Here is a 21,625-nt window from a genome sequence, read left to right on the forward strand (position 1 = left end):
TGCCTTGATAAAAGTGGTTAGAGCAAAATCGTTCGAAAAGTCGGACTAATCATCAGCAACAGCGAACAGATCAATCCCACCAGCCAAACCAGACTGCGTTGCCAGGCCAGGTCCTTCCAGTAGCACACCAGGTAGATAACCCGCGTGATCACGAAGATGATCGCCAGGCAATCGATCAGCCAGCCCGCCGTCTGCGTGGTATGCGCCATCAACACACCCACCGCGAACAATATGAACGCTTCGAAACTGTTCTGATGCGCCGCCAGCGCCCGGGCTCCCAGACCTGTGAGTTGCATCTGCTGTTGGCGCGGCAGGTGGTTATCGTAACCACCCTGCTCTTTCATGGCCCTGGTCACGGGCATTCGCGCCAGATAAATCAACACCGCACTGATAAACACGCACCAGAATGGAATACTCATCAAGCTGCCTCTTTAATTGCCTCCGGCAACGGCGCCTCTGTAGGGGTATAGACCATCACGTCAAGAACGTCGGAATGAAACTCGCGGCGGTACAACACAAACACGACGCCGGCACTCATCGACATGAACAGCCACGGGCTGACAAACCAGGCCAGCATGGTCATGCCGAAGTAGTAGGAACGCAGCCCGAAGTTGAACTGGTTGGCGGCCATGGAGATGACGCGGGCGGCGCGTGAAGCGAATGCTTTGCGCTCTTGCTCCGATACATGGCGCTCACCGACCATCGGCGCCGAACCCACCAGTACCGCCGCAAAGTTGTACTGGCGCATGCACCAGCTGAACGTGAAGAACGCATAGACAAACACCAGCGCCAGGCACAGCAACTTGATTTCCGACATGCCCTGGGACGCCTGTTGCACCATCGGAATATCCGCCAGCAAGGATACCGCCCGTTCCGAAGCCCCCAATACCGTGAGAATACCGGCCAGGATAATCAATGTACTGGAGGCGAAGAACGACGCATTGCGCTCCAGATTGCCGATCACGCTGGCATCGGCGATGCGGTTGTCGCGCAGCAGCATGCGGCGCATCCAGTCTTCACGATACAGGTGCAGCACACTGGCCAGGCACGCGGTGTCACGGCCTTTCCATGTGGCATAGCGGGTGTACCCGCCCCAGCAGATAACGAACCAGATAGCGGCAAGAATGTGGATCAGGTTGGCTTGGATGAACGACATGCAGGTCCTTGTGAGTGGGATTTGAAGAAACAATATTAGAAAAGCATAACCGCCAAGGTTCCGAATTCGCTTTCCACTTTCGTTTAAAAGTTTGTGTTTCGAACAAATCTATCAAAAACACAAACCCAATACCTGTCAATTCTGACAGTATTCAACTCAACCACCGATGGTTAGTCTCCAGATTGTCACCCTTTCATTTTCCCCAAACAACCCGCGACAAACAGGAGACAAAAATGACTCCCCTTGAAAATAACTCCGATGGCATAGTCAACGTCCGGCGCAGCCTGGACCCTGAATTTGGGTCGGGTGGCGTAGTCGGAAACATTTCTCCAGGCGATGCAAATATGCAAATCGTCTCGCTACGACCTGATGGAAAGATCCTTTTGGTGAGTAGTGTGCACTGGGAAGGGCGAATAGACTTCCAGCTCGTACAACTCCTGGAAAGTGGCGCCCTGGATTCGAACTTCGGTCAAAACGGCATCCTAACAGGTGGTTTCAAGGACGGCGCTGAGGCCTTTCCCTTTGGAGCCAAAGTCTATCCGGATGGCAAGATACTGCTGGTTGGCACCCACTACGAGAAAATGGAATATCTGGCATTTGCCCGATTCCTTGAAAACGGTGCTCCCGATACTACTTTTGGCGATAACGGCTTGGTTCTCCGGCCGCGAAGTATCCATTTGGAGAACCAAAACCGTTCCGCTACATCAAACAGTCCAACAAATAGCCCCTCAAGCACTTTAGCCATAGGCCCTAACGGGGAGATCGTTATGGCCTCACAGTCTTCCATCAGTAGATTCGATCAGAACGGCGAACCGGATCTGTCTTTCAACGGAACCGGTAACCTCATCGTAGACTTCGCTATCTATGCAGTCGGGGTGTCAAGAAATGGAAGCATTACCGTCATCGGCGCTTCGCAACAAGGAGGCGTGATAGCCCGATATAAAACCGGTGGAGCTCCAGACGAAACATTTGGGATTGGCGGTAGAACCGAGATGCGCGTAGAAGACGCCTCGACACTTTTCTACGGTTTGTTGTTGCGCGATGACGGAAGTGCGTTTGTTACAGGGAACCTTGATAGAGACCCGAGCGATATCTGGGGTAGAGCACGCAGAGGAATCATCACTGCATTCAATGGCAACGGCCAACCGAATCTTGTTTTCAATGGTGGCAGACCTGTCGTGACGGAACTTCCATCTACAGCCCCGAATGCATGGTGGAGCATCGGTGACGCCCCGGCCCATGGAATTGTCGTTGCAGGTCTAACAGGTGAATACAGCAAAGAGAGAGGCCTGGTGGCACGCTATGACTACACAGGGCAACCCGATCCCACATTTGGCAATGGGGGGTTTCTGACAACACATGTTGGATTTGGTGAACTGGAATGGTGGGAGTCAGTGGCAGTACAACCTGATCACAAAATCCTTGTGGCTGGCGTTCGCCATAATTTCCAAAGTACCGGGTGTGTGGCTCGGATCATGGCCACCAATCAGTCCTGAAATCTGGAAAAAAATGCCCCGTATCGATTGATACGGGGCATTTCTGTTTTGTTCACAGGCCCGCTTGTGACGGGCCGGTAAAGCTTAAGCCAGCGCTTCTTCGCGCTTGCCCAGCAGACGGTCGCAGACCACGGCGACCACCAGCGTCATCACCGACGGCACCAACCACGCCAGGCCCTGCTCACTAAGCGGCAGGTGGGCCATTTGTGTCGGCATCCAGTCCGCCAGGCCGGCCCCCTTCAGGGCATCGATCAGGCCGAAGATGAACGACACCAGCATCACCGGGCCGAGGATACGACCCTGCTCATGCCAGAAGTCCTTGCAGAAGCTCAACGCCACCAGAACGATGCACGGCGGGTAGATCGCGGTCAGTACCGGGATCGAGAACGCGATCAGCTTGGTCAGGCCCAGGTTGGACACCAGCAGCGAGAACGCCGCCAGGATGATCACCAGTGTCTTGTAAGACAACGGCACCACACGGCTGAAGTACTCGGCGCAGGCACAGGTCAGGCCGACCGCGGTCACCAGGCACGCCAGGGAGATCAGCACGGCAAGGAAACCACTGCCCAGCGAACCGAAGGTGTGCTGCACGTAAGCGTGCAATACCGCCGCGCCATTGGTAGCGCCCGCGGCCACTTCATGGCTGCCCGAACCGAGACGGAACAGGCTGACATACACCAGCGCCAGACCCACGCCGGCGATGAGCCCGGCGATGATCGCATAACGGGTGATCAGTGCTGGCGACTCGACGCCGCGGGAACGGATGGCGTTGACGATGACGATGCCGAACACCAGGGCGCCCAGGGTATCCATGGTCAGGTAACCATTGATGAAGCCTTGGGAAAACGGTGCTGCAACGTATTCAGGGGTTGCATGGCCAATGTCACCGGCCGGCAAGGCGAATGCTGCAATGCCCAGCACGGCCAGGGCGATGATCTTCAGCGGCGCGAGGAAGCGCCCTACGGTATCCAGCAAACGGCCCGGATACAGTGAGATGAAGAACACCAGCAGGAAGTAAACCGAGCTGTACAGGAACAGTGCCAGCGGGCTCTCGCCGGTCAGGGGCGCCAGGCCCACCTCGAAGGATACCGTCGCGGTACGTGGCGTCGCGAACAGCGGGCCAACAGCGAGGTAGCAAGCCGCTGCCAGCAGGCCACCGGCCACTTTACCGATCGGGCTGCTCAAGGCATCCATTGCTCCGCCGACCTTGGCCAGCGCTACAACAGTGATCACCGGCAGACCAACTGCCGTGACCAGGAAACCCAGCGCCGCCATCCAGACATTGGGCCCGGACTGTAAACCGACGATAGGCGGGAAGATGATGTTGCCAGCCCCGACGAACAGGGCAAACGTCATAAAACCAAGTGCCAGGATGTCCTGGCCTTTCAACACTTTCATTAAGGAAATACCACACTACTGAATCGGAATTTAGAGAGGGATTTCCCTATGGGTGAGGGAAATGCTGTCAGTCCGTATAAGACCGACCCTTTTAGCGCGTTGCCGCCTTGTGGGCCGCAAACGCAAAAATGGCGCATAGACTAACGAATCTGACCGATAAACGCACTGTTAGAGGGCGAACTATCCGATCTACGACATTTGCGTGTCGCATTTTCGCATGTAAATGGTTGGCGCCTGTAAGTCCGCCTTCGCGAGCAAGCCCGCTCCCACAGTTGACCGCGTTCCAATGTGGGAGCGGGCTTGCTCGCGAAGAGGCCGGTACCGCTAACACAAATCCCGGAAACGACAAAGGCCACCCGAAGGTGGCCTTTGTTTGGTGAAGCGTCAGTCAAGCACGAGGCTTACTTGACAGCCCAACCAGTCAGCTCGGCCAGGGCCTTGCCGATGTCTGCCAGCGAACGCACGGTTTTAACGCCTGCGTCTTGCAGAGCAGCGAATTTCTCGTCTGCAGTGCCTTTGCCGCCAGAGATGATTGCGCCAGCATGGCCCATGCGCTTGCCCGGAGGAGCAGTCACACCAGCGATGTAGGAAACAACCGGTTTGGTCACGTGTGCCTTGATGTAGGCAGCCGCTTCTTCTTCAGCCGAACCGCCGATCTCACCGATCATCACGATCGCTTCGGTCTTCGGGTCTTCCTGGAACAGCTTCAGGATGTCGATGAAGTTCGAACCCGGGATCGGGTCACCACCGATGCCGACGCAAGTCGACTGACCGAAACCGGCGTCAGTAGTCTGCTTCACAGCTTCGTAGGTCAGGGTGCCGGAACGGGAAACGATACCGACCTTGCCTGGCAAGTGAATGTGACCTGGCATGATGCCGATCTTGCATTCGCCTGGGGTGATCACGCCTGGGCAGTTAGGGCCGATCAGGACTACGCCCAGCTCGTCGCACTTAACTTTAGCGTCCAGCATGTCCAGGGTAGGAATGCCTTCGGTGATGCACACGATCAGCTTGATGCCGCCGAAAGCAGCTTCCAGGATCGAATCTTTGCAGAAAGGAGCCGGAACGTAGATCACGCTGGCGGTGGCGCCAGTGGCAGCTACAGCGTCTTTAACGGTGTTGAACACTGGCAGGCCCAGGTGCTCGGTGCCGCCTTTGCCTGGAGTTACACCACCAACCATCTTGGTGCCGTACTCGATGGCTTGCTGGGTGTGGAAACTACCTTGCGAACCGGTAATACCCTGGCAGATAACTTTGGTGTCTTTATTGATCAGGACGCTCATTATTTGCCCTCCGCAGCTTTGACAACTTGTTGAGCAGCGTCGGTCAGGCTGGTAGCAGCGATGATGTTCAAACCGCTTTCTGCCAGTACTTTAGCGCCCAGCTCAGCGTTGTTGCCTTCAAGGCGAACAACAACCGGGATTTTCACGCCGACTTCTTTCACTGCACCGATGATGCCTTCGGCAATCATGTCGCAGCGAACGATGCCGCCGAAGATGTTGACCAGTACTGCAGCGACGTTAGTGTCGGACAGGATGATCTTGAACGCTTCGGTAACGCGTTCCTTGGTAGCACCGCCGCCCACGTCGAGGAAGTTGGCTGGTTTGCCGCCATGCAGGTTGACGATGTCCATGGTACCCATGGCCAGGCCAGCACCGTTGACCATGCAACCGATGTTGCCTTCCAGCGCTACGTAGTTCAGTTCGAACTTGGCAGCGTGCGCTTCGCGCGGATCGTCCTGCGACGGATCGTGGAAAGTCTTCAGCTTAGGCTGACGGTACATGGCGTTGGCGTCGATGTTGATCTTGGCGTCCAGGCAGTGCAGATCGCCGTCAGCCTTGATCACCAGCGGGTTCACTTCCAGCAGGGCCAGGTCGTGATCCTTGAACAGTTTGGCCAGACCTACGAAGATCTTGGCGAACTGGGCAACTTGCTTGCCTTCCAGACCCAACTGGAATGCCAGCTCGCGACCCTGGAATGGCTGAGCGCCAACCAGTGGATCGATAGTGGCTTTCAGAATTTTTTCTGGAGTGTCGTGAGCGATTTTCTCGATGTCCACGCCACCTTCGGTGGAAGCCATGAACACGATACGACGGCTCGAACGGTCAACGACAGCGCCCAGGTACAGCTCTTTAGCGATATCAGTGCACGATTCAACCAGGATCTTGGTGACTGGCTGACCATTGGCGTCAGTCTGGTAAGTCACCAGACGCTTGCCCAGCCACTGCTGTGCGAAGGCTTTGGCGTCTTCTTTGCTGCGAACCAGCTTTACGCCGCCCGCTTTACCGCGACCACCGGCGTGGACCTGGGCTTTGACAACCCACTCGCTGCCGCCGATTTTGTCGCAAGCTTCTGCTGCTGCTTCCGGGGTGTCTACCGCGTAACCGGTGGAAACTGGCAGGCCGTACTCAGCGAACAGCTGCTTACCCTGATACTCGTGAAGATTCATGCTTATTACCGTCTTCGTTAGGTACTGCGCATTCGGTGCTGCACTCATTCAAGTGCCGCACCACCTGTGACTGCTGCTTGCATAGCCTTTCCGGATACCCGGTGCAGCTATGCAAGACTGCGTCCAGCGGATATTCCGCGGTGAGTCTTGCATGCAAGGCTCACGACGGGCCATTCCGCCGTGGTTTCTTATTGTCTTAACGCTTCTTGCGGTTGGCGATGTGGATGGCGCCGCCATTCACAGCCAAAGCAGCTTCGTGCAAGGCTTCAGACAGGGTCGGATGGGAGAAAACCATCATGCCCAGGTCTTCAGCGCTGGTGCCGAATTCCATACCGATCGCGCCCTGCTGAACCAGTTCCGCAGCGCTCGGGCCAATCACGTGGACGCCCAATACGCGGTCTGTCTTGGCATCTGCGATGACCTTGACGAAACCACCGGTGTCGTTGGCAGCCATGGCACGGCCAGAGGCTGCGAACGGGAAGGTGCCGACGTTAACTTCAACGCCTTCAGCTTTCAAGGCCTGCTCGGTTTTACCGACCCACGCGATTTCCGGGTGAGTATAAATAACCGAAGGGATCAGATCATAGTTCATCTGGGCCTTGTGGCCCTTGATGCGCTCGACAACCATGATGCCCTCTTCCGAGGCCTTGTGCGCCAGCATCATGCCGCGAACCACGTCGCCGATGGCGTAAACGCCCGGCACGGTGGTGGCGCAGTGATCGTCAACGTGCACGAAACCGCGCTCGTCCAGGGTCACGCCGCAGTCGGCAGCCAACAGATCAGTGGTCACCGGACGGCGACCAACGGCTACGATCAGCTTGTCGAAAGTGATGTTCTGTTCGCCCTTGGCATCGGTGTAGTTCACCACGACTTCGTCGCCGTTCACTTTGGAACCGGTGACGCGAGCGCCCAGCTTGATGTCCAGACCCTGTTTGGTCAGGGTTTTCAGCGCTTCCTTGGAAACAGCGGTGTCCGCTGCCATCAGGAAGGTGTCCAGGGCTTCCAGGACAGTCACTTCTGCACCCAGACGCGACCAGACCGAGCCCAGTTCCAGACCGATAACGCCAGCGCCGATCACGCCCAGACGCTTGGGTACGGATTGGAATTCCAGAGCGCCAGTCGAATCGACGATCACATTCTGGTCAACCGGAGCTGGCGGAATGTCGATCGGACGCGAACCTGGAGCCAGGATGACGTTTTCGGCTTCGATGATTTCTACCGAGCCATCAGGCTTGGTGACTTCAACTTTCTTGCCGGCCAGCAGCTTGCCGTGACCCTGGATCGAGGTCACACCGTTGGCTTTGAACAGGGTCGCAACGCCGGAGGTCAGGCCTTTGACGATGTTGGCTTTACGGCCGACCATCGCTGGCACGTCCATGGTCACGCCAGCGTGATTGATACCGTGGATCGCGAAACCGTCCTGGGCTTCGTGGAATTTCCACGAACTGTCCAGCAGGGCCTTGGATGGAATGCAGCCGACGTTCAGGCAGGTACCGCCCAGAGCCAGTTTGCCTTCCTTGTCGGTGTACTTCTCGATGCAGGCCGTCGAAAGACCAAGCTGAGCGGCCTTGATGGCAGCCACATAGCCGCCAGGGCCAGCGCCGATCACTACTACGTCAAATTTCTGCGACATTCAAAAAATCCTCTTTAGCGAAAAGCTTCAAGCCGCGAGCGGCAAGCCAGGCTGCGGGTTTTCCGACAGCCCGGGCTTGCAGCTCATGGCTGCTTCTATCAGATATCCAGCAACAGACGAGCCGGATCTTCCAGCAGGTTCTTGATGGTCACCAGGAAGGTCACAGCTTCTTTGCCATCGATCAGACGGTGATCGTAGGACAGTGCCAGGTACATCATCGGACGGATAACGACCTGGCCGTTGATGGCCATCGGACGCTGGATGATGTTGTGCATGCCCAGGATGGCTGCTTGTGGCGGGTTGACGATCGGGGTCGACATCATCGAACCGAAAGTACCACCGTTGGTGATGGTGAAAGTACCACCGGTCATTTCGTCCATCGACAGTTTGCCGTCGCGGGCTTTCTTGCCGAAGGTGGCGATGCCGCCTTCGATTTCAGCCAGGCTCATCAGTTCGGCGTTACGCAGGACCGGTACAACCAGGCCGCGATCGCTGGAAACTGCAACGCCGACGTCAGCGTAGCCGTGGTAAACGATGTCGCCGCCGTCGATCGACGCGTTGACAGCCGGGAAGCGTTTCAGCGCTTCGGTGGCTGCTTTCACGAAGAACGACATGAAGCCCAGGCGCACGCCGTTGTGGGACTTCTCGAACAGGTCCTTGTACTTCGAACGCAGCGCCATGACTTCGGTCATGTCGACTTCGTTGAAAGTGGTCAGCATCGCCATGTTCGATTGAGCTTCAACCAGACGCTTGGCCACGGTGGCACGTACGCGGGTCATCGGTACGCGCTTCTCGATGCGATCGCCAGCAGCGAATACCGGAGCAGCGGCGGCAGGTGCAGCAGCCTTGGCAGGCGCGGCAGCCGGAGCGGCTTTCTTGGCTTCGACAGCGGCAACCACGTCTTCCTTGGTTACACGACCATCTTTGCCGGTGCCTTTGACGGAAGCCAGGTTGATGCCGTTTTCTTCGGCCAGCTTGCGAGCAGCTGGAGCCGCGATAGCGTCTTCGTCAGCGCCGGCAGCTGGAGCAGCGGCAGCAGCGGCCGGAGCAGCAGCGGCAGCCGGAGCGGCAGCAGCAGCGCCGCCTTCAACGATGGAGCCCAGAACTTCGTCGGACAGAACGGTTTCGCCTTCGTTCTTGACGATAGCGCCCAGCACGCCGTCAGCGGTAGCCAGCACTTCCAGCACGACTTTGTCGGTTTCGATGTCGACGATCAGTTCGTCGCGCTTGACCGCGTCGCCCGGTTGTTTGTGCCAGGTGGCAACGGTGCCATCGGCAACCGATTCCGGGAAAGTGGGGGCTTTGATCTCGATAGCCATTGTCTGTGGTTCCTTAAATTCGGTTTCAGGTGCGCGAAGGCGTTAAACAGTAAAGGCGTCTTGCAGCAGTTGTTCCTGCTGTTCGGCGTGCATCGATGCGTAACCGCATGCAGGTGCAGCAGAAGCCTCACGGCCCGCGTACTCGAGTACGAGAGACTTGTTGAGGTTGCTGATGCTGCGACGCATGTGGTGTTGGCTGCAGTACCACGCACCCTGGTTCATCGGCTCTTCCTGACACCAGACGGCATGCTTGACGTTGGTATAAGGAGCCAGGACTTCTTTCAAGTCGTCCTCAGGGAATGGGTACAGCTGCTCGATACGCACGACAGCGATGTCGTCACGACCTTCGGCACGGCGTTTTTCCAGCAGGTCGTAGTAGACCTTGCCGCTACACAGAACAACGCGCTCGACCTTTTTCGGGTCTTGGGCATCGATTTCCGGGATAACGGTCTGGAACGAACCTTCGGCCAGATCTTCCAGCGTCGAGATGGCCAGCTTGTGGCGCAACAGCGACTTCGGAGTCAGGACTACCAGTGGCTTGCGCAGCGGGCGGATCACCTGACGGCGCAGCAAGTGGTAGATCTGAGCCGGCGTCGTCGGCATGCACACCTGAATGTTGTGCTCGGCGCACAACTGCAGGTAACGCTCCAGACGAGCCGAGGAGTGCTCCGGACCCTGACCTTCATAACCGTGCGGCAGCAGCATGGTCAGACCGCACAGGCGGCCCCACTTGTGCTCGCCACTGGTGATGAACTGGTCGATAACTACCTGGGCGCCGTTGGCGAAGTCGCCGAACTGGGCTTCCCAGATAACCAGGGCATTCGGCGTGGTGGTCGAGTAACCGTACTCGAACGCCAATACCGCTTCTTCGGACAGGAACGAGTCGTACAGGTCGAAGCGTGGCTGACCGTCGTACAGGTTCTGCAGCGGGATGTAGGTGCCCGCGTCCTTCTGGTTGTGCAGGACAGCATGGCGGTGCGAGAACGTGCCGCGGCCGATGTCCTGGCCAGTCATGCGAATCGGGTGACCTTCGAACGCCAGGGTCGCGTACGCCATGGTTTCGGCGTAACCCCAGTTGATCGGCAGGCCGCCGGCTTGCATCTTCTGGCGGTCTTCGTAGATCTTGGCAACCTGGCGCTGAACCACGAAGCCTTCCGGGATTTCCAGCAGCTTGGCGGACAGTTCCTGCAAGGTCTTGAGGTCGAAGCGAGTGTCGTGACGCGCGGTCCAGGCGTGGCCCAGATACGGACGCCAGTCCACGAACAACTCTTTGTTCGGCTCTTTGACCAGGCTTTTCACTACGTGCAGACCGTTGTCCAGCGCGTTGCGGTACTCGTCGACTTTCGCCTTGACACGCTCAGCATCCAGCACACCGGCCTGGGTCAGACGATCGGCATACAGCTCACGGGTGGTGCGCTGTTTGGTGATCTGCTGATACATCAGAGGCTGGGTGCCGCTTGGCTCGTCGGCCTCGTTGTGGCCGCGACGACGGTAGCAGACCAGGTCGATTACCACGTCACGCTTGAACTGCATGCGGTAGTCGATGGCCAGCTGGGTCACGAACAATACGGCTTCCGGATCATCACCATTCACATGGAGGATCGGCGCCTGGATCATTTTCGCAACGTCGGTCGCGTACTCGGTGGAACGCGAGTCCAGCGGGTTGCTGATGGTGAAACCGACCTGGTTGTTGATCACGATGTGCACGGTACCGCCGGTCTTGAAACCGCGGGTCTGCGACATCTGGAAGGTTTCCATGACCACGCCTTGACCTGCGAATGCAGCGTCACCGTGGATGGAGATCGGCAGAACCTTCTCACCGGTCGGGTCGTTGCGACGATCCTGACGGGCGCGAACCGAACCCTCGACCACCGGGGAAACGATTTCCAGGTGGGACGGGTTGAACGCCATGGCCAGGTGAACTTCACCGCCGGTGGTCATCACATTGGACGAGAAGCCCTGGTGGTATTTCACGTCACCGGAACCCAGCTCGACCTTCTTCTTGCCTTCGAACTCGTCGAACAGCTCGCGCGGGTTCTTGCCGAAGGTGTTGACCAGCACGTTCAGACGGCCACGGTGGGCCATGCCGATGACGATTTCCTTGGTGCCGTAGGAACCGGAACGCTGGATCAGCTCGTCGAGCATCGGAATCAGGCTTTCGCCGCCTTCCAGACCGAAACGCTTGGTACCCGGGTATTTGGTGCCCAGGTATTTTTCCAGGCCTTCGCCGGCGGTCACGCGCTCGAGCAGGTGGCTCTTGATGTCGGCGGAGTACGTCGGACGACCGCGCACGCTTTCCAGACGCTGCTGGAACCACTGGCGCTGCTCGGAATCGGTGATGTGCGTGAATTCAGCGCCGATGGTGCGGCAATATGTCTGCTGCAACGCTTCGTGAATTTCGCGTAGGCTCGCTTCCTCTTTGCCGATGAACAGGTCGCCGGCACGGAAGGTCGTATCAAGATCGGCATTGGTCAAGCCGTAATGATTGATCGACAGGTCTGCAGGTGCAGGACGCTGCCACAGCCCCAGCGGGTCAAGCTGTGCTGCCTGGTGGCCACGCATACGGTAGGCCTGGATCAATCGCAGCACTTCAACTTGCTTCTTCTCGTGCTCACTGCTCACGCTGCCGGCGGAAACCGGTTGGGCGCGGCGCTGGTTCTTTGCCAGCAAGACGAAATGATCGCGAATTGTGGAGTGCGAAACATCGGTGGCAGAGTTGCCGTCAGCAGGCAACTTCTGGAAGTAGGTGCGCCACTCTTCTGGCACAGCGTTAGGGTCGTGCAGGTAGAGCTCGTAAAGCTCTTCCACATAGGCAGCGTTACTACCGGATAGGTAGGCGCTGTTCCACATGCGCTGCATCACGCTTTCTTGCATGCTTGGTCACCCTCGGTTAGGGGAACACCATCGATGTCGACACCGAGCAAACTTGCAGAAGTCCGAATGCAGCGACCAAAACAAGCCACTAGGATCACACTGATAGTCCGGGTACCAGCCCGGATGCCCCTGCTTGTCTCATTTCTTCAAAATAAGAGCCGCAGCCTTTTAAGCTGCTGCTCAGGTTAAAACTACGGCGCCGGTTGAAGCCTGCGCCGTAGCATCTACGGGTACAGCGGGTACAGCAGCTGAATCACACGCCGCTTGAGAGCAACATGTTACGGATGTGACCGATGGCCTTAGTCGGGTTCAGGCCTTTCGGACATACGTTGACGCAGTTCATGATCCCGCGGCAGCGGAATACGCTGAACGGGTCATCCAGCGAAGCCAGGCGCTCGGACGTCTTGGTGTCACGGCTGTCTGCCAGGAAGCGGTACGCTTGCAGCAGGGCAGCTGGACCCAGGAACTTGTCCGGGTTCCACCAGAAGGACGGGCAGGAAGTCGAGCAGCAAGCGCACAGGATGCACTCGTACAGACCGTCCAGCTTTTCACGTTCTTCAGGGGACTGCAGGCGCTCGATGGCCGGAGCCGGCGTGTCGTTCTGCAGGTATGGCTTAACCTTTTCGTATTGCTTGTAGAAGATGCTCATATCGACGACCAGGTCACGGATAACCGGCAAACCTGGCAGAGGACGAACGATCAACTTGTTACCTTTTACGACAGCAGACAGCGGCGTGACGCACGCCAGGCCGTTTTTGCCGTTGATGTTCATGCCGTCGGAACCGCAAACACCTTCACGGCAAGAGCGACGATAGGAGAAACCCTCGTCCTGCTCTTTGATCAGGGCCAGCACGTCCAGCACCATCAGGTCTTTACCACCGGTATCAACCTGGAATTCCTGCATGAACGGCGCGGCGTCCTGATCAGGGTTGTAACGATAAACGCTGACTTGCAACATGGCGGCCACCCTTAATAAGTCCGAATCTTAGGTTCAAAAGTCGGAACAGTCTTCGGCGAGAAGTTCACGGCACGCTTGGTCACGCGCTTGTCACCCGGGAAGTAAAGGGTGTGGCACAGCCAGTTTTCGTCGTCACGATCTTCGAAGTCTTCACGGGCGTGAGCACCACGGGACTCTTTACGCACTTCAGCAGCGATGGCGGTGGCTTCGGCCACTTCCAGCAGGTTCTGCAGTTCCAGAGCTTCGATACGTGCAGTGTTGAACGCCTGCGACTTATCGTTGATCTTCACGTTGGCGATGCGCTTGCGCAGGTCAGCCAGCTGGGCAATACCCTTCTGCATGTATTCGCCGGTACGGAATACACCGAAGTAGTTCTGCATGCAGTTTTGCAGCTCGCGACGCAGGGTTGCCACGTCTTCGCCTTCGGTACGCTCGTTCAGGGCGGACAGGCGCGCCAGGGCAGCCTGGATGTCGGCGTCGGTGGCCTCGTCGTATTCGATACCGTCGGTCAGCGCCTTTTCCAGGTGCAGGCCGGCAGCACGGCCGAATACCACCAGGTCGAGCAGCGAGTTGCCGCCCAGACGGTTGGCACCGTGAACCGATACGCAAGCCACTTCACCTACAGCGAACAGACCAGGAATGATCTCGTCCACGCCTTCGGCGTTCTGGGTGATTGCCTGGCCATGAATGTTGGTGGCAACGCCGCCCATCATATAGTGGCAGGTCGGAACAACCGGAACCGGAGCAACAACCGGGTCAACGTGCGCAAAAGTCTTCGACAGTTCGCAGATGCCTGGCAGACGGCTGTGCAGCACTTCTTCGCCCAGGTGGTCGAGCTTGAGCATCACGTGGTCGCCGTTCGGACCGCAACCGTTGCCGGCGATGATCTCTTTAACCATCGAACGGGCAACAACGTCACGACCGGCAAGGTCTTTGGCGTTCGGAGCATAACGCTCCATGAAACGCTCGCCGTGCTTGTTGATCAGGTATCCACCTTCACCACGGCAACCTTCTGTAACCAGTACACCAGCGCCGGCGATACCGGTCGGGTGGAACTGCCACATTTCGATGTCTTGTACCGGTACGCCAGCACGCAGCGCCATGCCAACGCCGTCACCGGTGTTGATCAGGGCGTTGGTGGTCGAAGCGTAGATACGACCTGCACCGCCGGTGGCCAGTACGGTGGCCTTGGCGCGGATGTAGGTGGTTTCGCCGGTTTCGATGCAGATGGCGATCACGCCGACGAACTCGCCTTCGCCGTTCTTCACCAGATCGACAGCGTAGTACTCGTTCAGGAACACGGTACCGGCTTTCAGGTTGCCCTGATAAAGGGTGTGCAGCAGAGCGTGACCGGTACGGTCGGACGCAGCGCAAGTACGCGCAGCCTGGCCGCCTTTACCGTAGTCCTTGGACTGACCGCCGAATGGACGCTGGTAGATACGACCTTGCTCGGTACGCGAGAATGGCATACCCATGTGGTCCAGCTCGTAAACGGCAGCCGGGCCTTCCTGACACATGTATTCGATAGCGTCCTGGTCACCGATGTAGTCGGAACCCTTGACGGTATCGTACATGTGCCAGCGCCAGTCATCGTTCGGGTCAGCGGACGCGATCGCGCAGGTGATGCCGCCCTGGGCGGATACAGTGTGCGAACGGGTCGGAAAAACCTTGGTGATCACGGCAGTCTTGTGACCGCCCTGTGCCAGTTGCAGCGCTGCGCGCATGCCGGCACCGCCACCACCAATAATGATGGCGTCGAAAGAAATCGTTGGAATGTTAGCCATGACTCAGATACCCCAGAGAATCTGCACGCCCCAGACGAAGTAAGCGAACATCGCAACGCCGCAGACTGCCTGGAAAAGGAAACGTATAGCGGTCGCGGACTTGCCGAACGCCATTGGCGTCAGGTAGTCGGTCGCGATGGTCCACATGCCGACCCAGGCGTGAGCGCCGAGGGCAACAAGGGCCAGGAGGCTGAAAATACGCATTCCGTTATGGGCGAACAGTTCATGCCACTGGGCGTACTCGAGGCCAGGGTTGGCCACGATGTATCCGATCAGGAAGATGAAGTAAGCCGCGAGAACGACCGCAGACACACGTTGCGCCATCCAGTCATAGAGGCCCGAACGCGACAGGTTCGTGACGTTAGTTACCATATCCAAACTCCTGCCAGAACGATTACCACCACGGAAACGGCGATAACGATTTTCGAGCCCAGCTTGCCGCCTTCCAGCGTCTCACCGATGCCCATGTCCATGATCAAATGGCGCACACCGGCTACCAGGTGATAAAGCAGAGCGGACAGGATGCCCCATGTCACTAGCTTGGCTAGCGGACTGGTCAGACACGCTTTCACCTGACCGAAGCCTTCCTCGGAGCTCAGCGACTTGTCCAATGCGTAAAGCATGATGGCAAGGCACACGAAGAGGATGACACCGGAGATTCGGTGAAGGATGGACGTGTAAGCAGTGACTGGGAGTTTGATGGTCCTTAGGTCTAGGTTTACAGGTCGTTGGCTTTTCACGGCTTTTTTTTCACACTGAAGAGCCCCTAACAATCAGGGCAAAGTTGTTGGGGAGTGCACTGGTCAGGTAACCACCACCCAGGGATGCGACCCCCAATGAAAGCAAGCCCAAAAGCCCTTGGCGGTCGGTGGCCGAGTATAGACAGTTAGGCTACTAATGACAACGCAAACACCTAACCCAAACAGCTGATTGCGCAACTGACATAAAAGGCGTAAATGGCAGCCAATTTCGAGAAAAAAGTCCGGTTAAAGCCTTCTGGAGCAAGACTTTAGGCAAATTGACATTCGAATTTATCTCACTATAGTGGTGCGGGCCCTGCGTGGGGGGTCTGTCTGATGATTTCAAGCATAAATAGGAGGCCACATGGCTGACAAAAAAGCGCAGTTGATCATCGAGGGCGCAGCCCCCGTCGAGCTGCCCATTTTAACCGGCACCGTTGGTCCCGATGTTATCGATGTTCGGGGCCTGACGGCCACGGGCCGTTTCACCTTTGACCCAGGCTTCATGTCGACCGCCTCGTGCGAGTCGAAGATCACCTATATCGACGGCGACAACGGCATTCTGCTGCACCGCGGCTACCCGATCGAACAGCTGGCTGAAAAGTCGGACTATCTGGAAACCTGCTATCTGCTGCTCAATGGCGAACTGCCGACCGCAGAACAGAAGGCCCAGTTCGTCAGCACCGTGAAGAACCACACCATGGTTCACGAGCAGCTGAAGACCTTCTTCAACGGCTTCCGTCGCGACGCCCACCCGATGGCCGTCATGTGCGGCGTAGTCGGCGCCCTCTCGGCGTTCTACCACGACTCCCTGGACATCAATAACCCGCAGCATCGCGAAATCTCCGCGATCCGCCTGGTTGCCAAGATGCCGACCCTGGCCGCGATGGTTTACAAGTACTCCATGGGCCAACCCATGATGTACCCGCGCAACGACCTGTCGTACGCGGAAAACTTCCTGCACATGATGTTCAACACCCCGTGCGAGATCAAACCGATCAGCCCGGTACTCGCCAAGGCCATGGACCGGATCTTCATCCTCCATGCCGACCACGAGCAGAACGCCTCGACGTCCACCGTGCGCCTGGCAGGCTCTTCGGGTGCCAACCCGTTCGCCTGTATCGCCGCCGGTATCGCTGCACTGTGGGGCCCTGCCCACGGCGGTGCGAACGAAGCCGTACTGACCATGCTCGATGAAATCGGCGATGTTTCGAACATCGACAAGTTCATCGCCAAGGCCAAGGACAAGAACGATCCGTTCAAACTGATGGGCTTCGGTCACCGCGTTTACAAAAACCGCGACCCGCGCGCCACGGTCATGAAGCAGACCTGCGACGAAGTATTGAAGGAACTGGGCATCCAGAACGATCCGCAACTCGAACTGGCCATGCGCCTGGAAGAGATCGCCCTGACCGACCCGTACTTCATCGAACGCTCGCTGTACCCGAACGTCGACTTCTACTCGGGGATCATCCTCAAGGCGATCGGCATTCCAACCAGCATGTTCACCGTGATCTTCGCCCTGGCGCGGACCGTCGGCTGGATCTCCCACTGGAAAGAGATGCTCTCCAGCCCGTACAAGATCGGCCGTCCGCGCCAGTTGTACACCGGCTACGAGTCGCGTGACATCACCAAGCTGGAAGACCGCAAGTAAGATCTGTCTTGCTGTAGCGTGTTGAGTTGTACCGGGAACGGCCTCTGCTTTTTATATAAAGAGCAGGAGGCCGTTTTTGTTTGTGCGCTTTTTTGATGGTGTACATATCCGTTTCTGCGGTTACGGCCGCTATTGGTTCCGCCCTTACGGCGGGTCACTTGGAAAAGCGCCAAGTAACCAAGCGCTTTTGCCCCTGACATTCGGTGCCTCGCCCAGGCTCGGCATTCCCTCGCTCCGGTCCTGCTCCGTGGGCCCGCCGCCATCGGCCATCCATGGCCGTGGGCGGCTAACCCGGCATCCATGCCGGGTTGCCCACTGCGCAGAACCTCCACTCGGCCTCACGAGGGGGCGTACACCGCAACAGCACCCGAGGCGGCCTACCGGCCGGCCTGGTTGCTGGTTGAGCTCGCTGCAGAATTTCGATCGGCCGACAGGTCGCCATCGCGAGCAAGCTCGCTCCCACAGAAGAGCAGAGCAAAAGCAGGGCCGCGTACCCCCACGCTCTTCACCACTCATCAGGCCGAGCGTTAGCTCGCCTGCAGCTTTTGATCTTGATCCACCCGCCCCCTCGGCAGGCTGAGCGGAGGTGTTTATCCGGGGATTGGCGCGCAGCGCCGTTCGACGCAGTCGAACTCATCGCATGTAGGTGCCAGCGAAGCCAACCGGAGGGCGATGCCCCCGGATGAATGCCGGAGCGAAGGAACCCCGAGCCCTGGCGAGGGGCCGTACGTTCGGGGCGAGACTTTTTGGTTCCTTTTGTGTCGTTTGACAAAAGGGACTCGCCGTAAGGGCGAAACCATAAGTCGCCGTTACCGAAGGAATGGATATGTACCCCCTCAAAAAACACTCCAACTGACACAAAGTCTTCGCGAGCAGACTCGCTCCTACAGTAAAACGGGCAAATCCAAAAAACCGGGTCGATTACCGCCCAATAAAAAAATGCCCCGATCTCTCGATCGGGGCATTTCTGCTTAACCAACTTACACAAACAATCTCGAAGCCTTAGTGCGAAACCGCCCCACTCGCCCCCAACCCCGTCTGCGAACGAACAAACTGCGGGAAGAACAACGCCCGCTCATTATCCGCAGCAGTGGACTTGTCAGTGATCGAGAAGAACCAGATCCCGACAAAGGCAATCATCATCGAGAACAGCGCCGGGTACTCATACGGGAAGATAGCTTTCTCGTGATGCAGGATCTGCACCCAGATGGTCGGACCAAGCACCATCAGGCCCACGGCACTGACCAGCCCCATCCAGCCACCGATCATCGCACCGCGAGTGGTCAGCTTTTTCCAGTACATGGAAAGCAGCAGCACCGGGAAGTTACAGCTCGCTGCGATGGAGAACGCCAGGCCCACCATAAACGCGATGTTCTGGCTTTCGAACAGAATGCCCAGACCGATCGCCAACACCGCCAGCGCGATGGTGGTGATTTTCGAGACGCGAATCTCGTCCTTCTCGTTGGCCTTGCCCTTCTTGATCACGCTGGCATACAGGTCGTGGGACACCGCCGAAGCACCGGCCAGGGTCAGACCGGCAACCACTGCCAGAATGGTCGCAAACGCTACTGCCGAGATGAAGCCCAGGAAGATACTGCCGCCAACCGCGTTGGCCAGGTGCACCGCCGCCATGTTGTTACCGCCCAGCAAGGCGCCAGCAGCGTCTTTGAAAGCCGGGTTGGTGCTGACCAGCAGGATCGCGCCGAAGCCGATGATGAAGGTCAGGATGTAGAAGTAGCCAATGAAACCGGTTGCGTACAACACGCTCTTGCGAGCTTCCTTTGCGTCACTCACGGTGAAGAAGCGCATCAGGATGTGTGGCAGGCCAGCGGTACCGAACATCAGCGCCAGACCGAGGGAGAACGCCGAGATCGGATCTTTCACCAGGCCGCCAGGGCTCATGATCGCATCAGCTTTCGGGTGGACCTTGATAGCCTCGGAGAACAGCATGTTGAAGTCGAAGTTGACGTGCTTCATCACCATCAGCGCCATGAAGGAAGCGCCGGACAGCAGCAGGACAGCCTTGATGATTTGCACCCAGGTGGTCGCCAGCATGCCGCCGAACAACACGTAAAGGCACATCAGAATACCGACCAGGATCACCGCAACGTGGTAATCGAGACCGAACAGCAGTTGGATCAGCTTGCCGGCACCGACCATTTGCGCGATCAGGTAGAACGCCACCACCACCAGCGAACCGCAAGCGGACAGCGAGCGGATCTGGGTTTGCCCCAGGCGATAGGACGCCACGTCGGCAAAGGTGTATTTGCCCAGGTTACGCAGACGCTCGGCGATCAGGAACAGAATGATCGGCCAGCCCACCAGGAAGCCGATCGAGTAGATCAGGCCGTCGTAGCCAGAGGTGAACACCAGCGCGGAAATACCCAGGAAGGACGCAGCCGACATGTAGTCACCGGCAATCGCCAGACCGTTCTGGAAACCGGTGATCTTGCCGCCAGCGGCGTAGTAGTCGGCTGCCGAATTATTACGCTTGGAAGCCCAGTAGGTGATGCACAGGGTGGCACCGACGAAGGCGACAAACATCACGATCGCGGACACGTTAAGCGGTTGCTTCTGCACGGCACCGGTCAGGGCGTCAGCCGCCCAGGCGCCAGGTGCGAAAGCTGCGATGCTCAAAAGAGCCATTAGACGGCGGATCATTGCTGAGCCTCCTTGAGAATCGCATTGTTCAGGTCGTCGAACTCGCCGTTGGCGCGTCGTACGTAGATACCGGTCAGGATGAAAGCCGAAACGATCAGCCCGATACCGATCGGTATGCCCCAGGTAATCGAGGACTCAGGGCTGATTTTCGCCCCCAGCACCTGCGGCCCGTAGGCAATCAGAAGGATGAATCCGGAGTAAAGCCCTAGCATGATCGCCGAAAGAATCCAGGCGAATCGTTCCCTCTTGCTAACCAGCTCCTTGAAGCGCGGGCTGTTTTGAATCGAGAGGTAAATGCTGTCGTTCATTGTTTTTATCCTCGCAGCACAGATTTAGTTGGAACGGTATCCACTCTATGCGGCTGCGGGGCAGGTTCCAGACGACCTTAGTCTTAGAACCCCATGGGGGTTTTCGCCAAATTTCAGTACGCCATACACAAGTGTGGGAGCGGGCTTGCTCGCGAAGAGGCCATAACATTCAACATTATTGTTGACTGTTACACCGCTTTCGCGAGCAAGCCCGCTCCCACAATTTAAAGCGAGGTGCCTGTTATTTAGTCCAGTCAGCCACACGCTCAGGGTGTTTGGCGATCCAATCCTTCGCCGCGGCTTCAGGTTTGGCACCATCCTGAATCGCCAACATTACCTGGCCGATTTCATCCTTGGATTCCCACTGGAAGTTCTTCAGGAACTTGGCCACTTCCGGCGCCTTGGCTTCCAGACCCTTGCTGCCGATGCTGTTCACGGTTTCAGCCGCGCCGTACACGCCTTTCGGGTCTTCGAGGAAGCGCAGTTTCCACTTGGCGAACATCCAGTGCGGTACCCACCCGGTGACCGCGATGGATTCGTTCTTCTTCTCGGCACGGGTCAGCTCGGCGATCATGCCGGCGCCAGAACTGGCTTTGAGTTGATAACCTGTCAGGTCGTAGTCCTTGATCGCCTGATCGGTCTTGAGCATCACGCCTGAACCGGCGTCGATGCCGACAATGCGGTTCTTGAAGGTGTCATCGGTCTTGAGGTCGTCAATGGACTTGGCCTTGACGTACTCCGGCACGATCAGGCCGATTTTCGCGTCCTTGAAGTTCGGGCCGTAGTCGACGACCTGATCCTTGTTCTTCGTCCAGTACTCACCGTGGGTCACCGGCAGCCAGGCCGACAGCATGGCGTCGAGTTTGCCGGTGGCCACGCCCTGCCACATGATCCCGGTAGCGACGGCTTGCAGCTTCACGTCATAACCGAGTTTCTGCCTGATCACTTCAGCCGCCACGTTGGTCGTGGCGACACTGTCCGACCAACCGTCGACATAACCGAGCGTCACGTCCTTGCCGGCGGCGCTCGCCACGGCCGAACTGATCGCCAGCACCAAAGCCGCACCTGCGCCCAAGAGTCGTCGCATCTTCATCGTTACTTCCCCGAAAGTGCTGCGCTCGACGGATGCCGAGTCGCTTAAACGTATTGTTATGGTGCACAGCGCCCCCATCACGCCCACCGCAAACTCGTTCGA

General features: G+C 57.7%; 17 protein-coding genes. 2 read left to right on the forward strand and 15 right to left on the reverse strand.

Features of this window, described 5'->3' with window-relative positions:
* Positions 1–17 precede the first annotated feature (17 nt).
* Positions 18–419, reverse strand: coding sequence for an MAPEG family protein (locus tag KGB29_RS05210; protein WP_150814888.1), 402 nt, complete (start codon positions 417–419; stop codon positions 18–20).
* Complete coding sequence (locus KGB29_RS05215; RefSeq protein WP_154909970.1) at positions 419–1,156, reverse strand: DUF599 domain-containing protein; 738 nt, start codon at positions 1,154–1,156, stop codon at positions 419–421. Before KGB29_RS05215 ends, KGB29_RS05210 begins: the two co-directional genes overlap by 1 nt.
* Positions 1,157–1,170: 14 nt before the next feature.
* Here KGB29_RS05215 and KGB29_RS05220 point away from each other — a divergent pair, with 14 nt between their 5' ends.
* Positions 1,171–2,652 carry a hypothetical protein gene (locus tag KGB29_RS05220; RefSeq protein ID WP_154909969.1) on the forward strand — a complete coding sequence of 494 codons (1,482 nt, stop codon included), beginning with the start codon at positions 1,171–1,173 and terminating at the stop codon, positions 2,650–2,652.
* Between the two features lie 84 nt (positions 2,653–2,736).
* On the opposite strand, the gene brnQ is transcribed toward KGB29_RS05220, so the two are convergent.
* From brnQ to sdhC, 10 genes are all read right to left on the reverse strand, one after another.
* On the reverse strand, positions 2,737–4,050 hold the full coding sequence (brnQ, locus tag KGB29_RS05225) for a branched-chain amino acid transport system II carrier protein (protein WP_154909968.1): 1,314 nt from the start codon (positions 4,048–4,050) through the stop codon (positions 2,737–2,739).
* A gap of 401 nt (positions 4,051–4,451) precedes the next feature.
* Entirely contained in the window at positions 4,452–5,333 is an 882-nt protein-coding gene (sucD, locus tag KGB29_RS05230; RefSeq protein ID WP_007919877.1) for a succinate--CoA ligase subunit alpha, read from the reverse strand.
* The gene (gene sucC / locus KGB29_RS05235; protein ID WP_007919879.1) at positions 5,333–6,499 is read right to left on the reverse strand and encodes an ADP-forming succinate--CoA ligase subunit beta; all 1,167 of its coding nucleotides are present in this window, start codon (positions 6,497–6,499) and stop codon (positions 5,333–5,335) included. The genes sucD and sucC overlap by 1 nt, the downstream gene beginning before the upstream one ends.
* A 196-nt stretch (positions 6,500–6,695) precedes the next feature.
* Positions 6,696–8,132 carry a dihydrolipoyl dehydrogenase gene (gene lpdA / locus KGB29_RS05240; protein ID WP_007998079.1) on the reverse strand — a complete coding sequence of 479 codons (1,437 nt, stop codon included), beginning with the start codon at positions 8,130–8,132 and terminating at the stop codon, positions 6,696–6,698.
* Positions 8,133–8,230: 98 nt separating this feature from the next.
* Positions 8,231–9,451, reverse strand: coding sequence for a 2-oxoglutarate dehydrogenase complex dihydrolipoyllysine-residue succinyltransferase (gene odhB / locus KGB29_RS05245; RefSeq protein ID WP_056721685.1), 1,221 nt, complete (start codon positions 9,449–9,451; stop codon positions 8,231–8,233).
* Between the two features lie 42 nt (positions 9,452–9,493).
* Positions 9,494–12,325, reverse strand: a complete 2,832-nt coding sequence (locus KGB29_RS05250) for a 2-oxoglutarate dehydrogenase E1 component (RefSeq protein ID WP_090453893.1) — start codon at positions 12,323–12,325, stop codon at positions 9,494–9,496.
* A 253-nt stretch (positions 12,326–12,578) separates the two neighbouring features.
* Entirely contained in the window at positions 12,579–13,283 is a 705-nt protein-coding gene (locus KGB29_RS05255; protein ID WP_008063297.1) for a succinate dehydrogenase iron-sulfur subunit, read from the reverse strand.
* A gap of 11 nt (positions 13,284–13,294) precedes the next feature.
* Positions 13,295–15,067, reverse strand: coding sequence for a succinate dehydrogenase flavoprotein subunit (gene sdhA, locus KGB29_RS05260; RefSeq protein ID WP_057715828.1), 1,773 nt, complete (start codon positions 15,065–15,067; stop codon positions 13,295–13,297).
* Between the two features lie 3 nt (positions 15,068–15,070).
* Entirely contained in the window at positions 15,071–15,439 is a 369-nt protein-coding gene (sdhD, locus tag KGB29_RS05265) for a succinate dehydrogenase, hydrophobic membrane anchor protein (protein WP_008049683.1), read from the reverse strand.
* Entirely contained in the window at positions 15,433–15,807 is a 375-nt protein-coding gene (sdhC, locus tag KGB29_RS05270; RefSeq protein WP_032829628.1) for a succinate dehydrogenase, cytochrome b556 subunit, read from the reverse strand. The genes sdhD and sdhC overlap by 7 nt, the downstream gene beginning before the upstream one ends.
* 364 nt (positions 15,808–16,171) lie before the next feature.
* Between sdhC and gltA the strand changes: the two genes are divergently transcribed.
* Positions 16,172–17,461 (forward strand): citrate synthase, encoded by a 1,290-nt coding sequence (gltA, locus tag KGB29_RS05275; RefSeq protein WP_007977501.1) that lies wholly within the window; start codon positions 16,172–16,174, stop codon positions 17,459–17,461.
* Between the two features lie 1,002 nt (positions 17,462–18,463).
* On the opposite strand, the gene KGB29_RS05280 is transcribed toward gltA, so the two are convergent.
* The 3 genes from KGB29_RS05280 to KGB29_RS05290 form a co-directional block, all read right to left on the reverse strand.
* Positions 18,464–20,122 carry a cation acetate symporter gene (locus KGB29_RS05280; RefSeq protein ID WP_154909967.1) on the reverse strand — a complete coding sequence of 553 codons (1,659 nt, stop codon included), beginning with the start codon at positions 20,120–20,122 and terminating at the stop codon, positions 18,464–18,466.
* A complete protein-coding gene (locus tag KGB29_RS05285) occupies positions 20,119–20,430 on the reverse strand; it encodes a DUF485 domain-containing protein (RefSeq protein ID WP_102669691.1) in 312 nt (103 codons plus the stop codon). The genes KGB29_RS05280 and KGB29_RS05285 overlap by 4 nt, the downstream gene beginning before the upstream one ends.
* Before the next feature lie 241 nt (positions 20,431–20,671).
* Positions 20,672–21,523, reverse strand: coding sequence for a glycine betaine ABC transporter substrate-binding protein (locus KGB29_RS05290; RefSeq protein WP_057715833.1), 852 nt, complete (start codon positions 21,521–21,523; stop codon positions 20,672–20,674).
* Positions 21,524–21,625 lie beyond the last annotated feature (102 nt).

It is taken from the genome of Pseudomonas sp. BF-B-30 (assembly GCF_019956305.1).
GTDB classification, from domain to species: domain Bacteria; phylum Pseudomonadota; class Gammaproteobacteria; order Pseudomonadales; family Pseudomonadaceae; genus Aquipseudomonas; species Aquipseudomonas jessenii.

Coding starts and splice junctions, on each gene's coding strand:
- KGB29_RS05210 (WP_150814888.1), bottom strand. CDS start 419: ATGAGTATTCCATTCTGGTGCGTGTTTATCAGTGCGGTGTTGATTTAT.
- KGB29_RS05215 (WP_154909970.1), bottom strand. CDS start 1,156: ATGTCGTTCATCCAAGCCAACCTGATCCACATTCTTGCCGCTATCTGG.
- brnQ (WP_154909968.1), bottom strand. CDS start 4,050: ATGAAAGTGTTGAAAGGCCAGGACATCCTGGCACTTGGTTTTATGACG.
- sucD (WP_007919877.1), bottom strand. CDS start 5,333: ATGAGCGTCCTGATCAATAAAGACACCAAAGTTATCTGCCAGGGTATT.
- sucC (WP_007919879.1), bottom strand. CDS start 6,499: ATGAATCTTCACGAGTATCAGGGTAAGCAGCTGTTCGCTGAGTACGGC.
- lpdA (WP_007998079.1), bottom strand. CDS start 8,132: ATGTCGCAGAAATTTGACGTAGTAGTGATCGGCGCTGGCCCTGGCGGC.
- odhB (WP_056721685.1), bottom strand. CDS start 9,451: ATGGCTATCGAGATCAAAGCCCCCACTTTCCCGGAATCGGTTGCCGAT.
- KGB29_RS05250 (WP_090453893.1), bottom strand. CDS start 12,325: ATGCAAGAAAGCGTGATGCAGCGCATGTGGAACAGCGCCTACCTATCC.
- KGB29_RS05255 (WP_008063297.1), bottom strand. CDS start 13,283: ATGTTGCAAGTCAGCGTTTATCGTTACAACCCTGATCAGGACGCCGCG.
- sdhA (WP_057715828.1), bottom strand. CDS start 15,067: ATGGCTAACATTCCAACGATTTCTTTCGACGCCATCATTATTGGTGGT.
- sdhD (WP_008049683.1), bottom strand. CDS start 15,439: ATGGTAACTAACGTCACGAACCTGTCGCGTTCGGGCCTCTATGACTGG.
- gltA (WP_007977501.1), top strand. CDS start 16,172: ATGGCTGACAAAAAAGCGCAGTTGATCATCGAGGGCGCAGCCCCCGTC.
- KGB29_RS05280 (WP_154909967.1), bottom strand. CDS start 20,122: ATGATCCGCCGTCTAATGGCTCTTTTGAGCATCGCAGCTTTCGCACCT.
- KGB29_RS05285 (WP_102669691.1), bottom strand. CDS start 20,430: ATGAACGACAGCATTTACCTCTCGATTCAAAACAGCCCGCGCTTCAAG.
- KGB29_RS05290 (WP_057715833.1), bottom strand. CDS start 21,523: ATGAAGATGCGACGACTCTTGGGCGCAGGTGCGGCTTTGGTGCTGGCG.